Genomic DNA, 12,981 nt, shown 5'->3' with positions numbered 1-12,981 from the left:
TTTGAAACGAATTCAGCAAAAAGGGTTCCCGCGGTCTTGCAACCGGGCCGCTTTTTTAGCACGGACTCGAAAGCGCGGGCGTCATCATTTTCTGCAGCGATGGCTGGCGGGCGAGCACCGCGCTGCGGGGGCCGGCATCCACGATTCTCCCCGCCTCCATGAGAACCACAACGTCGAATCGATCGAGCAGGCTCAGGCGATGAATCGACGCAATGACGCAGGCATCCGGAAATGCCGCGCCGATGCGTTCAAGCACGCGACCCTCGGTGGCTGCATCCAGCGCGCTGGTGGGCTCGTCGAGCAGCAGCAGCGAACTGCCCTGGGCGGCGAGGACGCCGCGCGCCAGGCACAACCGCTGGCGTTGGCCGCCCGAGAGGTTGAAGCCGCGTTCGGAAAGCGGTGTGTCGAGTTCGCCATGCGTGGCCTTCAGCACTTCGTCGAAGGTGCTTACATGCATGGCGGCCTCGAGCTGATCGTCGTCGAAGGGTTGGCCGAAGCTGAGGTTCTCGCGCACGCTCGCTTCGAACACTTCGGTTTCTTGCGGGATCAGGGTGGCGATCGTGCGCAGGCGCGACCACGGCTGCGGCTGGCCATCGATCGCGACGGCGCCGCCATGTGGCGCATAAAGCCCGGCCAGTACGCGCAGCAGGGTGCTCTTGCCCCCGCCACTGGGGCCGACCAACGCGATGCGCTCGCCGCGGCGCAGCATGAGCGACACCTCGTGCAATCCGCTGCGTGCGGTTTCGCCGGGCGCCTGCGAGCCGCGCGGGTTGTAGTTCCATACGAGTCCGTCGACCTGCACGGTGTTCCAGCCGGCATCCCGGTCGATGTGCTCTTCGGCCAGATCGGCCGCGCGGGCTGGCGCCTTCCAGATGGGCGCCGCGCTGCTGTAGTCGGTGTGCATTCGCGCGAAGAACTGGAAGTTGGCCGCCATCGACGACACGACGCTCGCGGCCTGCTGCGCGTACTGGTAGATCATGAAGACTGAACCCAGCATCACCGCCTGCCCCGGCGCGCGCGATTGCCAGACGTACACGACGACCAGTCCCCAGGTCAGCGCCAGTCCCATCAGGTCCACGGCGAACCATTTGCCTTCGTTCAGCACGACGGTCCGCTTGAGCGGCTCCGAGATCGCTTCCATGCGTCGTCCCAACAGCCCTCTCGACGCTGCCGACAGGCGCAGGCCGATCACGGTCGATGCGTTGCCCAGGAAATCGAGCAGCGCCGCGACATAGCGCCGGTCGGCGTCGTTCTCGGCTCGCGCGAGGCGCATCAGCGCGCGGTCGAAGCGCACGATGATGATCGCAATCACGACATAGCCGAAGATGGCCATCGCGCCACTGACGCGCGACAGCAGCGTCAAGGCAACCAGCGGCCCGATGAAGTTGACGATGTTCGTCAGATAGATGAACTGGTTCTGCGCAAAGTCCGACAACGCCCGGCTGGCCTGGTGCACCCGGTGCTGCAACTCGCCGGAGTGGTGTCCGTCATGCCAGACGAGCGGCGCGGCTGCGATACGGGCGTAAAGCGCATCGGCGAGCCTTTCGCGAACGCGCAGGCCCACGTTGCGCTCGAGGATGCGGCCCGGCCCGTGAATCACCCAGGAAAAAAGGTAGATGCCCGCCAGCGCCGCGATCCATTTCCCCGAACTTTCGATGTCCCCGGTCTGCAGCGCGTTGATGGCCTGCGCCGCGAGCCATGGCATGGTGAGTCGCAGGAGCTGTGACCCCGTCAGCAGCACCGTCGCCGCGAGCAGTTGCGGTCGCGCGCCCTCGGCGTAGTGCCAGAGCGCCACATACAGTTCGCGGACGGCGTTGCCGGGTGCGCTGTTGCTCATGCCGTGGCGCCTGCTCTATTTCTGCGGGATCGGCGTCGCGCGATCGATGGGGACCGCGGTGATGCTGTTCTTGGGAGAGCCGTCGATGAGGAGGTCGGAGTAAGTCAGGTAGACCAGCGTGTTGCGCTTCGCGTCGACCATGCGCACGACGCGCAGCCGCTTGAAGAGGATCGACAGGCGCTCGCTGTAGACCTCTTCGCGCTTCGGCAATGGCTGGGTCACGCTGACCGGTCCGACCTGCCGGCAGGCGATGGAGGCCTCGGCCTTGTCCTCGGCCAGGCCGAGCGCACCCGAGACGCCGCCCGTCTTCGCACGCGACACATAGCAGGTCACACCGTTCACTTTGGGATCGTCGTAGGCCTCGACCACGATCTTGTGGTCGGGGCCTATGAACTTGAAGACCGTATCCACTTCGCCGACCGGTTCGGCGCGCGCCAGCGCCGCGGTCGCGGAGAAGAAGAGGAGGACCGGCAGCACGGGAAGGGCGCGAATGCACTTCATGCGATGTCCACCGTGTGCACGCGGTCGAAGCTGCCGCGCCGCCGGTCCTCGAAATAGCGCTGCAGCGCCTCCTTGACCGTGCGGAACGCAATCTCTTCCCACGGAATCTCTTCCTCGGTGAAGAGCCGGGCCTCGATGGTTTCGTGACCCGGATCGAACTTGTCGCTCAGGAGCCTCGCGCGGTAGAACAGGTGCACCTGCCCCACGCGCACCACGCTCATGACCGCGAAGAGGCCTTCCATTTCGTACTCGGCGCCGGCTTCCTCGTCGGTCTCGCGCGCCGCGCCCTGTTCAGTCGTCTCGTTGAGCTCCATGAAGCCGGCCGGTAAGGTCCACTTGCCCCATCGGGGCTCGATGTTGCGCTTGCACAGCAGCACCCGATCGCCCAGAACGGGAATGGTGCCGACCACGTTCAGAGGATTTTCGTAATGGATGGTGTTGCAGGCAGGGCAGACCGCGCGCTCCTTGGTGTCGCCGTCGTCCGGAATGCGGTAGACGACCGCGGTGCCGCAGTTCTTGCAGTGCTTGATCGGGACGCGCAAAAACATGGGGCGTTCAGACGACCTTGACTGTCAGTGCCGGCAGCCCAGTGATCTCGCCGACCAGCGTGTCGCCGGCCACCACGGCGGCAACGCCTTCCGGGGTGCCCGTGAAGATCAGGTCGCCGGGCTGCAGTTCCCATGCGGCCGAGAGGTGCTCGATGGTCTCGCCAATGTTCCAAATCAGCTTGCTCACATTGCTGCGCTGGCGGTCGGTGCCTCCCACCTGCACGGAGATCTCGGCGTTCTCGACATCACCAGCCTGTGCGACCGGGACGATCGGGCCGATCGGCGCGCTTTGTTCGAAGCTCTTGCCGATGTCCCATGGGCGGCCTTGCTTCTTCATGTCGTTCTGCAGGTCGCGGCGCGTCATGTCCAGGCCGACCGCGTAGCCGTAGATGTGCTTGTGCGCATCGGCCGCCTTGATGTTCTTTCCGCCCGTTCCGATGGCCGCCACGAGTTCGATCTCATGGTGCAGATTCTTGGTGAGGGTCGGGTAGGCCATGGTGCCGGTCGTGCCGGCATCCACCACCACCACGGCATCGGCCGGCTTCATGAAGAAGAAGGGCGGCTCGCGGCCGGTAAAGCCCATTTCCTTCGCGTGCTCCTCGTAGTTCCGGCCCACGCAGTAAATGCGGTGCACCGGAAAGCGCGTGGTTTGGCCGACCACGGGAATCGACACGACGGGGTGGGGGGTGAAAACGTACTCGGAAGCCATGGAAAAAACGTCCTTTTCAGCGAAAACGGCAGTGTGCCAGAGGGCAGGGCCGGATGCCGCGGGGAATGGCCCCGGCCGCTGCGCGAGGCTATGCTTGCCGGATGATGAAGCTGCACAACTATTTCCGATCCTCCGCCTCCTTCCGCGTGCGCATCGCGCTCAACCTGAAGGGGCTCGACTACGAGTACGTCCCTGTGCACATCGCGCGCGGGGACCACAAGACCGGGCCGTTCGCCGCCATTTCGCCCGACATGCTGGTGCCCCTGCTGGAAGACGACGGCGAGCGTCTCACGCAGTCGATGGCGATCATCGAGTACCTCGACGAGCTCTACCCCGAGCCGGCACTGCTGCCGCACGATCCTGTGGGCCGGGCGCACGTGCGGGCGCTGTCGGAGTCCATCGCCTGCGAGATCCATCCGCTGAACAATCTGCGCGTGCTCAAGTACCTCGTGCGTGAACTCAAGCTCGACGACGACGCCAAGAACGCCTGGTATCGGCACTGGGTGCGCGAAGGCATGCTGTCCTTCGAGCGCCAGCTTGCCCAATACCCCGCAGGCACCTATTGCTACGGTGACACGCCGACCATGGCCGATTGCTGCCTGGTGCCTCAGGTCTTCAACGGCCAGCGTTTCGACTGCGACTTCAGCGGGTTGCCGCGCACCATGGCGGCCTTCGAGGCCTGCATGCAGCTCGATGCATTCCAGCGGGCGCAGCCTTCGCGCTGCCCGGACGCCGAGACGTGATCAACCCGGACTGGCTCGTCCCGAACTGGCCGATGCCGCCCGGCGTCCACGCGCTGTGCACGACGCGGGCAGGCGGCGTCTCTGCCGGGAGCTACCAGGACCTGAACCTCGGTGACCATGTCGGCGACGAGCCCGAACGCGTCCGGGCCAACCGATCCATCCTGCGCCAGGCAATCGGCGCGCGGCCGGTGTTCCTCCAGCAGGTGCATGGCACGCATGTGGCGCCGCTGGACCTTTCCAGCGTCGACGGCGCGGCGGCAGATGCTTGCACAACAGTCGAAAGTGGCATCGCGTGCACGATCATGGTGGCCGACTGCCTGCCGGTGCTGTTCACTGATGAAACGGGGCGCCGCGTCGCCGCTGCACATGCCGGATGGCGAGGGCTCGCCGCGGGCGTTCTGGAACGGACGGTCGAATCATTCGGGGACGATGGCGGCGTCCCGCGAATCACGGCCTGGCTCGGCCCCTGCATCGGTCCGGATGCTTTTGAGGTCGGTGACGAAGTTCGTGCGGCGTTCGAGGCGGCTGCGCCGTCGGCTCGCGAATGCTTCAAGCCCGCCGGCTCGCCGGGTCAATGGATGGCGGATCTGCCGGGCCTGGCGCGGCAACGCCTGCGCGCTGCTGGTGTAGCGCAGCTTCACGGCAACGACAGCAGCGACGCCTGGTGCACTGTGCACAACCCGTTACGCTTTTTCTCGCACCGGCGCGACCGGGTCAGCGGGCGCTTCGCTGCCTGCATCTGGCGCGATTGAGTGCGCTGCGGCCGCCCGAATGGCGGCATCGCGTTCAGCCGCCTCACGCTCCTTGATCGCCCGGCGGCGGGCCGGCGTCGCCATCAGGTAAACCACCAGTGCCACCGGCGCCAAACCGTAGAGTAGAAAGGTGAAGACCGCGCCCAGCACGGTACCGTTGCTGTTGGTGGCCTCTGCGACCGCCATCATCAGGGCAACATAGAGCCAGGCAATCACGACGAGGTGCATAGACGATGATTTCAGGAAGGTATCGGGAGTCGCGCTGGTGGGGCTCCCGTGAATGCAGCATACTCAAATCCCGTTCTGATGAGGCGAGGTCGCAGGAGACATCATGAAACAACAACACGCCACGGCGGCCGATACATTCGCGCCGTTCCAGGAGGCGCTCACGCAGGGATGGAGCAAGGCGCTCGAATCATTCCAGTCGTTGGGCAAGGGCGGCAACGGACATGACATGTCCTGGGAGATGCCCAAGTTCTCGCTGTCCACCGAAAAGCTGCAGGAGCTGCAGCAACAGTACCTCAGCGAGGCGACCGAACTCTGGCGCCAGGACGTGGCGCACAGGACCATCGGCGACAAGCGCTTCGCCAGCGAGGCCTGGAGCAGCAATCCGGTATCGTCCTTCGCCGCAGCCGTGTATCTCCTCAATGCGCGCACGCTGCTCGGCATGGCAGAGGCGGTCGAAGCCGACGACAAGACGCGCTCCCGCCTTCGCTTTGCCGTCGAGCAGTGGATGGCAGCGTCATCGCCGAGCAACTACCTTGCCTTCAATGCCGAAGCGCAGAAGAAGGCGCTGGAGACGCAGGGCGAGAGCATTGCCAAGGGCATCCAGAACCTGTTGCACGACGTGCAGCAGGGCCATCTGAGCATGACCGACGAGAGCGCCTTCGAAGTGGGCCGAAACGTCGGGACCACCGAAGGCGCCGTGGTCTTCGAGAACGATCTGTTCCAGCTGCTCGAATACAAGCCGCTCACTGCCAAGGTCTACGAGCGTCCGCTGCTGCTGGTGCCCCCGTGCATCAACAAGTTCTACATCCTCGACCTGCAGCCCGAGAATTCGCTGATCCGCTATGCGGTGGAGCAGGGGCACCGCGTCTTCGTCGTGAGCTGGCGCAATCCGGATTCGTCGATGGACCACTACACCTGGGACCAGTACATCGAGGACGCGGCGATCAAGGCGATCCACGTCACGCAGGAGATCACGGGCCAGGACAAGAAGGGCGGCAAGATCGACACGCTCGGCTTCTGCGTGGGCGGCACCATCCTGAGCACGGCGCTGGCCGTGCTGGCAGCGCGCGGCGAGCAGCCGGCCTCTTCGGTAACCTTGCTGACCACCTTGCTCAACTTCACCGACACCGGTGTGCTCGACATCTTCATCGACGAGGCATTCGTGCAGTTCCGCGAGATGCAGATGGCAAAGGGTGGCTTGCTGAAGGGTGGCGAGCTCGCCTCGACCTTCAGCTTCCTGCGCCCCAATGACCTCGTGTGGAACTACGTGGTCGGCAACTACCTCAAGGGCGAGACGCCTCCGCCCTTTGACCTGCTGTACTGGAACAGCGACGCGACGAACCTGCCGGGCCCCATGTACTGCTGGTATCTGCGCAACACGTATCACGAGAACAAGCTGGCCGAGCCCGGCGCGCTGACCGTCGCCGGTGAGCAGGTGGATCTCGGCAAGATCGAGGCGCCGGTCTACATCTACGGCTCGCGCGAGGACCACATCGTTCCCATCGGCGGCGCCTATGCATCGACGCAGCTGCTGACGGGCAAGAAGCGCTTCGTGATGGGCGCTTCCGGCCACATTGCCGGCGTGATCAATCCACCCGCCAAGAAGAAGCGCAGCCACTGGATTCGCGACGACGGCAAGCTGCCGGGGACGCAAGAAGAATGGCTCGAAGGCGCAACCGAGCACCCGGGAAGCTGGTGGACCGACTGGTCCAATTGGCTCAAGATGCACGCAGGCAAGCAGATCGCTGCACCCAAGACCTACGGCAAGGGCACCGCCTACAAGGCGAGCGAGCCTGCGCCGGGACGTTTCGTCAAGGCGCGAGCCTGACCCCTTTCCCTGTCATTTCAATCCACGCATCGGAGAGCACACCATGGAAGACATCGTCATCGTTTCAGCCGCACGCACCGCCGTGGGCAAGTTCGGCGGATCACTGGCCAACATCCCGGCGACCGAGTTGGGCGCCATCGTGATCAAGGAAGTGCTGGCGCGCGCCAAGGTCGGCAATGACCAGGTCGGCGAAGTCATCATGGGCCAGGTGCTGACCGCGGGCAGCGGACAGAACCCGGCACGGCAGGCACTGCTGAAGAGCGGCATCGTCAACTCGGTCCCGGCGCTCACCATCAATGCCGTCTGCGGTTCGGGCCTGAAGGCCGTCATGCTGGCCGCGCAAGCCGTCGCGACCGGCGACAGCGAGATCGTCATCGCAGGTGGACAGGAGAGCATGAGCCTGGCGCCGCACGTGCTGCCGAACTCCCGCAACGGCCAGCGCATGGGCGACTGGAAACTCATCGATTCCATGATCGTCGACGGCCTGTGGGACGTGTACAACCAGTACCACATGGGCATCACCGCCGAGAACGTGGCGAAGAAGTACGACATCAGCCGCGCGTCGCAGGACGAACTGGCACTGGGAAGCCAGACCAAGGCCGCTGCCGCGCAGGACGCGGGCAAATTCAAGGATGAGATCGTCGCGGTCAACATCCCGCAGAAGAAGGGCGATCCGATCGTCTTCGACAAGGACGAATTCATCAACCGCAAGACTAGCGCCGAAGTCCTGGCCGGCCTGCGCCCCGCTTTCGACAAGGCCGGCGGAGTGACGGCCGGCAATGCGTCGGGCCTGAACGACGGTGCCGCCGCCGTGCTGGTGATGACCGCCAAGAAGGCCGCTGCGCTCGGCCTCAAGCCGCTCGGCCGCATCGCCAGCTACGCGAGTACGGGTCTCGATCCGGCGTTCATGGGCATGGGCCCGGTGCCGGCTTCGCAGAAGGCGCTGCAGCGCGCCGGCTGGAAGCCGCAGGACCTCGATGTGCTCGAGATCAACGAAGCCTTTGCCGCACAGGCCTGTGCCGTGAATCGCGAAATGGGCTGGGATGTGAACAAGGTCAACGTGAACGGCGGCGCCATCGCCATCGGGCACCCGATCGGTGCATCGGGTTGCCGCATCCTTGTGACCTTGCTGCACGAAATGCAGCGGCAGAACGCCAAGAAGGGCATTGCATCCCTCTGCATCGGCGGTGGCATGGGCGTGGCGCTGACGATCGAGCGTTGAGCGCAATTGCTTCCATGTGAAAAAGCCGCGTCTTCGGACGCGGCTTTTTAGTTTCCGGATCGAAGTTGAAACCCTGATGGAGACGAGATGACAGACAACGACCTCACCCTGTTCCAGCAAATCCGCGACGAGCTCTTCGTTGCCGCGGTGGGCGATGTGCTCGACGCGATGGGCTACCAGCACCAATTCCTCCCGGCCGGCATTGCGCCCCTGGAGAAGTCGATGCGCATCGTCGGCCGTGCGATGCCGGTGCTCGAAGCCGATGTGATCAACGATGGCAATCGATCGGCCGGGCCGTTGTCCGGCAAGCCGTTCGGGCTGATGCTGGAGGCGCTGGACGACCTGAAACCCGGCGAGATCTACATCGCCACCGGCGCCTCGCTGCGCTACGCACTGTGGGGCGGCCTGATGTCCACGCGGGCCCGGCATCTCAAGGCGGCAGGTGCGATCCTGGACGGTTACGTTCGTGACGCCGACGAGATCGAGCGGCTCGGATTCAACGTGTTCTGCCGCGGCACCTACGCGCAGGACCAGGGCGTGCGTGGGCAGGTGATCGACTACCGCTGCAGCATCGAGATCGATGGCGTCCGCATCGCGCCGGGAGACCTGCTTTTCGGCGATCGCGAGGGCGTGCTCGTCATCCCGCGAGCGGTCGAGGCCGAGGCGGTGGCGAAGGCGCTGGACAAGGTGCGCACCGAGAACAAGGTGGCCGACGCGATCCGGGGCGGCATGAGCGCCTGCCAGGCGCTGGAGACCTTCGGCGTGATGTAGTTCCTGCGGCTTAGGGAAAACAGAAGGCCGCCTTCTGTAAACGCTGATTGCGCCGCCGCGTGCCTGCGACGACCATGGGCGTTCCCTATCGGCCAACAAGGAGACATCTTGAGAATGAAATCGACATGGAAGGCGATCGCCTGGGCAACCCTGGGCATCGGCCTTCTGGGCATCCAGGCCAACGCGATGGCGCAGGCCGCATGGCCGGAAAAGCCCGTCACGCTGGTGGTGCCTTATTCGGCGGGTGGCCCCACGGACGTGGTGGCGCGCATGCTGGCGATCCCCATGGGCAAGTCGCTCGGGCAGACCGTGATCGTCGAGAACACGGTGGGCGCTGGCGGCACGATTGCGCCGGCACGCGTCGCCAAGGCGCCGCCCAACGGCTACACCATCCTGATCCACCACATGGGCATGGCGACCGCGCCGGCGCTCTACAAGAAGCTGTCTTACGACCCGCTCAAGGACTTCGAATACGTCGGACAGGTGCTGGACGTGCCGATGACCCTGCTGTCGCGAAAGGACTTTCCGGCCAGCACCTTCCCGGAACTGCTCAGCTACGTAAAGGCGAACAAGGACAAGGTGTCGCTCGCCAATGCCGGCGTGGGCGCGGTGTCGCAACTCTGCGGGTTGCTGTTCATGAGCCAGATCGGCGTCGACCTCACGACCGTGCCGTACAAGGGCGCCGGCCCGGCGCTCAACGACCTCATGGGGGGGCAGGTCGATCTGCTGTGCGACCAGACCACGCAGACTGCGCCGGTCATCAAGGAAGGCAACCGCGTCAAGGTCTTCGGCGTGACCACGCCGAAGCGGCTGTCGAGCATGCCCAACATTCCGACGCTCGACGAGCAGGGGCTCAAGGGCTTCGACGTGCGGGTGTGGCATGGGGTTTACGCGCCCAAGGGCACGCCGCCCGCCGTGATCGAGAAGATCAATGTGGCGTTGCGTGCGGCTCTGCAGGACGACGTGGTGAAACAGCGCCTGGCCGATCTGAGTTCGGAAATCGTGCCGATGGACAAGGTCACGCCCGAGGCGCTGCGCAGCCATCTGACTGCCGAGATTGCCAAGTGGGGCAAGGTGATCCGGGCCGCTGGCATTCAAGGCGAGTAATGGCTCGCCCCCAGGCTTGCTCACTTCGTGTAGCCGCCTACCCCCTGCCGGGGGCAACACCGGCGGCCCGGCAGAGCCGGTTCCGCGGTGTTTTTGGAAGGGCCGTGGGATCAGTCGCCTAGTTCGATCAGCACGGGTTGGTGGTCGGATGCGCGGGTTTGCAGGTCGACTTCTAGCTTTCGCACCCTCGGCTCCAGGGCATTGCTCACGAACACGAAGTCGCAGGCGATCGGGTCGGGGCCGTACTTGCGGTCGAAGAGTCGGAACGTGGGGTCATGCGGGCGATCGGGATGGGCGAGGGGCCAGGCGTCCTGCAGGCGCTTGTCGGGCGTGCCGCCGACAGGGAGCGCGGGGTCGGTGAAGGGCTGCTGGATCTCGTCGTAGGCAGGGTCGGACGCCGCCATGTTGAAGTCGCCGCAAAGGATGGCCTGGGGCGTGTGCAGCTTGGGTTGGAAGGGCGATCCGCGGAGTTCGGCAACCGGGGGGCTGGCCGCCTGCTCGCACGCCTCGACGTGCAGGGCGCGCACAGCCCGGGCCTGCGCCAGGCGCTGCGTGGCCGAGTAGTACTCGAGGTGCGTGGTCATCACGCGCAGCGAGCCCAGTTCGGGGCTGGTCAGCGTGACGACAGTGCACATGCGCGGCATGCTGGACACACTCGGGTCGGCGGGCCAAGGCAGCAGGTGATGCTGAACACGCGACACCGGCAGCCGCGTGGCGATCAGGTTGCCGAAGCGCTGCCGGCGGCCGTCGGCGTCGAACTCGTCCACGGCCGCGCCGAAGAAGAGCTGGAATCCGGGCAGCAGTGCCTGCAATTCGGCGGGCTGGTCGCCCGGTTGTCCTGGCATCCCTTCGAAACCGGAAGCGATCTCCTGCAGGCATAGGACGTCGAAGTCGCCCATCGCGCGGGCGCCCTCGACGATGCGTTCGGCGCTCACGTCCCCATCGAGGCCGCAGCACCATTGGGTGTTCCAGGTCACGAGTTTCATTTGATGCCGGCCCTCATGAAGCTCTGCACGAACTGACGCTGAAAGAGGAGGAACGCGATCAGCAGCGGCGCCGAGGTCATCAGGGTCGCGGCGGTGATCACCGACCAGTCGACGCCCTGGTCGACCGAGGAGAACACCTGCAACCCGACCGTCAGCGGACGCGCGTTGACGCTGTTGGTGATGATCAGCGGCCAGAGGAAATTGTTCCAGTGAAAGCTCACCGACACCAGGGCGAAAGCGGTGTAGACGGGCTTCGCCAGCGGCACGTATACGCGCCACAGCGTCTGCATGGCGCTGGCGCCTTCGACGCGGGCGGCCTCGTCCAGCTCCTTGGGGATGCCCATGAACGTCTGCCGCAGCAGGAAGATCGCGAAGGCCGAGGCAAAGTAGGGCAGTCCGATCGCGACCAGGGTGTCGACCAGGCCGAGCCTGGCCATGGTCTTGTAGTTCTCCACCAGCAGGATGTCCGGCATGATCATCAACTGCACCAGTACCAGGGCGAATGCGATGCCGCGGCCCTTGAATTCATAGCGCGCAAAGGCGTAGGCCGCGAGCGTTCCAAGCACGAGCTGCACAACGAGGACCATGCCGACGAGCAGGGTGGTGTTCAGGAAGTAGCGCGCGAACGGGGCGGCCTCCCAGGCGCGCCGGAAGTTGTCCAGCGTGAGGGGCGCAGTCAGCGCGAATCGCGTCGAGTATTCGGCCGGATGAAAGGCCGTCCAGACCGCGTAGGCCAGCGGCAGGATCCACAGCAGCGCCAGCAGCCAGGCGGCCACCGTATCGAGCCAGGTGGGTTCGTTGAAGGCCAGCCGTTGTGCCGGAACGGTGGCGTTCATTTGTAGTGGACCCTCTTGTCGAGCACGAAGAACTGGAAGAGCGCAATTCCCGCGAGGACGAAGACCAGCACCACCGTGATCGCCGATGCATAGGCCGTGTCCCAGAAGCTGAACCCGACCTCGTACAGGTGGTACAGCAGCAGGATCGACGCGTTGTCCGGCCCGCCGCGTGTCAGCACGAACAGATGGTCGACCATGCGGAAGGCATTGATGAAGGCGTTGACCAGCACGAACAGCGTGGTCGGCATCAGCAGCGGCCATTGCACGCGGCGGAAGAAATACCAGCGCGATGCGCCCTCGATGGCGGCCGCCTCGCGCAGGCTCGGGTTGAGCGTCTGCAGCGCGGCCAGGTAGAAGATCATGAAGAAGCCGGCTTCCTTCCAGATCGCGACGAGCGTCACGGCGCCCAGCGCGGTGGAGGGGCTGCCCAGCCAGTTGTGCGAAGGCAGGCCGAGCGCACTGGTGATCTGCTCCAGCAGTCCGTACTGCGGGGTATAGAAGAAGAGCCAGATGTTGGCCACCGCGATCATCGGCAGCACGGTCGGCGTGAAGTAGGCCATGCGCAGGAAAGCCCGCCCCGCGATGCGCTCATTGACCCACAGCGCCATGACCAACGCCAGCGCGATCGACAGCGGAATGGTCGCGCCCGCGAACCAGAGGTTGTTCCGCACAGCCTTCCAGAACACCGGGTCGCTGGTCATGACCGCGTAGTTCTCGAGCCCGACCCATACGCCCGGGCGCTTGCCCTTGGGCGTGGAGAAAAAGCTGTCGATCAGCGTCGAGACGGCGGGCCAGTGCGTGAACGCGACCAGCAGCGCCAGCGCAGGCAGCAGCATGAGCCATGCGTGCACCGCGTTCTGTGACGCGGTGCTTCCGGCGGCAATGCCGTGGCTGCGCATGGACTCGGCGTTCC

Annotated in this window: 14 protein-coding genes; 6 read left to right on the top strand and 8 right to left on the bottom strand. The window is 65.1% G+C overall.

Annotation, left to right across the window (positions count from 1 at the left end; all coding sequences use genetic code 11):
* Positions 1-55: 55 nt before the first annotated feature.
* From QTH90_RS06650 to QTH90_RS06635, 4 genes are read right to left on the bottom strand one after another with little or no spacing between them, the layout of a single operon-like run.
* Entirely contained in the window at positions 56-1,837 is a 1,782-nt protein-coding gene (locus QTH90_RS06650; protein ID WP_286663708.1) for an ABC transporter ATP-binding protein, read from the bottom strand.
* A gap of 15 nt (positions 1,838-1,852) precedes the next feature.
* A complete protein-coding gene (locus QTH90_RS06645; protein WP_286663707.1) occupies positions 1,853-2,338 on the bottom strand; it encodes a CreA family protein in 486 nt (161 codons plus the stop codon).
* Positions 2,335-2,886, bottom strand: coding sequence for an NUDIX hydrolase (locus QTH90_RS06640; protein ID WP_286663706.1), 552 nt, complete (start codon positions 2,884-2,886; stop codon positions 2,335-2,337). Before QTH90_RS06640 ends, QTH90_RS06645 begins: the two co-directional genes overlap by 4 nt.
* A 7-nt stretch (positions 2,887-2,893) precedes the next feature.
* Positions 2,894-3,595, bottom strand: a complete 702-nt coding sequence (locus QTH90_RS06635; RefSeq protein ID WP_286663705.1) for a fumarylacetoacetate hydrolase family protein — start codon at positions 3,593-3,595, stop codon at positions 2,894-2,896.
* Positions 3,596-3,699: 104 nt separating this feature from the next.
* Between QTH90_RS06635 and maiA the strand changes: the two genes are divergently transcribed.
* Together maiA and pgeF are read left to right on the top strand one after the other, a co-directional pair.
* Positions 3,700-4,338, top strand: coding sequence for a maleylacetoacetate isomerase (gene maiA, locus QTH90_RS06630; RefSeq protein WP_286664478.1), 639 nt, complete (start codon positions 3,700-3,702; stop codon positions 4,336-4,338).
* Positions 4,338-5,090, top strand: a complete 753-nt coding sequence (pgeF, locus tag QTH90_RS06625; protein WP_286664477.1) for a peptidoglycan editing factor PgeF — start codon at positions 4,338-4,340, stop codon at positions 5,088-5,090. The genes maiA and pgeF overlap by 1 nt, the downstream gene beginning before the upstream one ends.
* Here the strand turns inward: pgeF and QTH90_RS06620 are convergent.
* Positions 5,022-5,318, bottom strand: a complete 297-nt coding sequence (locus tag QTH90_RS06620) for a hypothetical protein (protein WP_286663704.1) — start codon at positions 5,316-5,318, stop codon at positions 5,022-5,024. The two genes, pgeF and QTH90_RS06620, sit on opposite strands and share 69 nt — an antisense overlap.
* A gap of 103 nt (positions 5,319-5,421) precedes the next feature.
* Here QTH90_RS06620 and phaC point away from each other — a divergent pair, with 103 nt between their 5' ends.
* The 4 genes from phaC (at position 5,422) to QTH90_RS06600 (ending at position 10,246) form a co-directional block, all read left to right on the top strand.
* Positions 5,422-7,146 carry a class I poly(R)-hydroxyalkanoic acid synthase gene (gene phaC, locus QTH90_RS06615; RefSeq protein ID WP_286663703.1) on the top strand — a complete coding sequence of 575 codons (1,725 nt, stop codon included), beginning with the start codon at positions 5,422-5,424 and terminating at the stop codon, positions 7,144-7,146.
* 43 nt (positions 7,147-7,189) lie between these two features.
* Positions 7,190-8,368 (top strand): acetyl-CoA C-acetyltransferase, encoded by a 1,179-nt coding sequence (locus QTH90_RS06610; protein ID WP_286663702.1) that lies wholly within the window; start codon positions 7,190-7,192, stop codon positions 8,366-8,368.
* A gap of 87 nt (positions 8,369-8,455) precedes the next feature.
* Positions 8,456-9,139: an RraA family protein gene (locus QTH90_RS06605; RefSeq protein ID WP_286663701.1), complete on the top strand. Its 684-nt coding sequence runs from the start codon at positions 8,456-8,458 to the stop codon at positions 9,137-9,139.
* 114 nt (positions 9,140-9,253) lie between these two features.
* Complete coding sequence (locus QTH90_RS06600; protein ID WP_286663700.1) at positions 9,254-10,246, top strand: tripartite tricarboxylate transporter substrate binding protein BugD; 993 nt, start codon at positions 9,254-9,256, stop codon at positions 10,244-10,246.
* Positions 10,247-10,356: 110 nt separating this feature from the next.
* On the opposite strand, the gene QTH90_RS06595 is transcribed toward QTH90_RS06600, so the two are convergent.
* Genes QTH90_RS06595 through QTH90_RS06585 form a run of 3 tightly spaced genes read right to left on the bottom strand, consistent with a single transcriptional unit; the run spans position 10,357 to position 12,967 of the window.
* A complete protein-coding gene (locus tag QTH90_RS06595) occupies positions 10,357-11,232 on the bottom strand; it encodes an endonuclease/exonuclease/phosphatase family protein (RefSeq protein ID WP_286663699.1) in 876 nt (291 codons plus the stop codon).
* Positions 11,229-12,068, bottom strand: coding sequence for a carbohydrate ABC transporter permease (locus QTH90_RS06590; RefSeq protein WP_286663698.1), 840 nt, complete (start codon positions 12,066-12,068; stop codon positions 11,229-11,231). The genes QTH90_RS06595 and QTH90_RS06590 overlap by 4 nt, the downstream gene beginning before the upstream one ends.
* Positions 12,065-12,967 (bottom strand): carbohydrate ABC transporter permease, encoded by a 903-nt coding sequence (locus QTH90_RS06585; RefSeq protein ID WP_286663697.1) that lies wholly within the window; start codon positions 12,965-12,967, stop codon positions 12,065-12,067. Before QTH90_RS06585 ends, QTH90_RS06590 begins: the two co-directional genes overlap by 4 nt.
* Positions 12,968-12,981: the final 14 nt, after the last annotated feature.

Origin of the sequence: Variovorax flavidus (assembly GCF_030317145.1) — a bacterium.
In the GTDB taxonomy this organism is placed as follows: Bacteria; Pseudomonadota; Gammaproteobacteria; order Burkholderiales; family Burkholderiaceae_C; genus Variovorax; species Variovorax flavidus.
The sequence above is the reverse complement of the archived record's forward strand: the minus strand, read 5'-3'. Positions and strand labels throughout refer to the sequence as shown.

Excerpts from the sequence above, each read along its gene's own strand:
- QTH90_RS06650 (WP_286663708.1), bottom strand. The coding sequence starts at position 1,837 with ATGAGCAACAGCGCACCCGGCAACGCCGTCCGCGAACTGTATGTGGCG.
- QTH90_RS06645 (WP_286663707.1), bottom strand. The coding sequence starts at position 2,338 with ATGAAGTGCATTCGCGCCCTTCCCGTGCTGCCGGTCCTCCTCTTCTTC.
- QTH90_RS06640 (WP_286663706.1), bottom strand. The coding sequence starts at position 2,886 with ATGTTTTTGCGCGTCCCGATCAAGCACTGCAAGAACTGCGGCACCGCG.
- QTH90_RS06635 (WP_286663705.1), bottom strand. The coding sequence starts at position 3,595 with ATGGCTTCCGAGTACGTTTTCACCCCCCACCCCGTCGTGTCGATTCCC.
- maiA (WP_286664478.1), top strand. The coding sequence starts at position 3,700 with ATGAAGCTGCACAACTATTTCCGATCCTCCGCCTCCTTCCGCGTGCGC.
- QTH90_RS06620 (WP_286663704.1), bottom strand. The coding sequence starts at position 5,318 with ATGCACCTCGTCGTGATTGCCTGGCTCTATGTTGCCCTGATGATGGCG.
- phaC (WP_286663703.1), top strand. The coding sequence starts at position 5,422 with ATGAAACAACAACACGCCACGGCGGCCGATACATTCGCGCCGTTCCAG.
- QTH90_RS06610 (WP_286663702.1), top strand. The coding sequence starts at position 7,190 with ATGGAAGACATCGTCATCGTTTCAGCCGCACGCACCGCCGTGGGCAAG.
- QTH90_RS06605 (WP_286663701.1), top strand. The coding sequence starts at position 8,456 with ATGACAGACAACGACCTCACCCTGTTCCAGCAAATCCGCGACGAGCTC.
- QTH90_RS06600 (WP_286663700.1), top strand. The coding sequence starts at position 9,254 with ATGAAATCGACATGGAAGGCGATCGCCTGGGCAACCCTGGGCATCGGC.
- QTH90_RS06595 (WP_286663699.1), bottom strand. The coding sequence starts at position 11,232 with ATGAAACTCGTGACCTGGAACACCCAATGGTGCTGCGGCCTCGATGGG.
- QTH90_RS06590 (WP_286663698.1), bottom strand. The coding sequence starts at position 12,068 with ATGAACGCCACCGTTCCGGCACAACGGCTGGCCTTCAACGAACCCACC.
- QTH90_RS06585 (WP_286663697.1), bottom strand. The coding sequence starts at position 12,967 with ATGCGCAGCCACGGCATTGCCGCCGGAAGCACCGCGTCACAGAACGCG.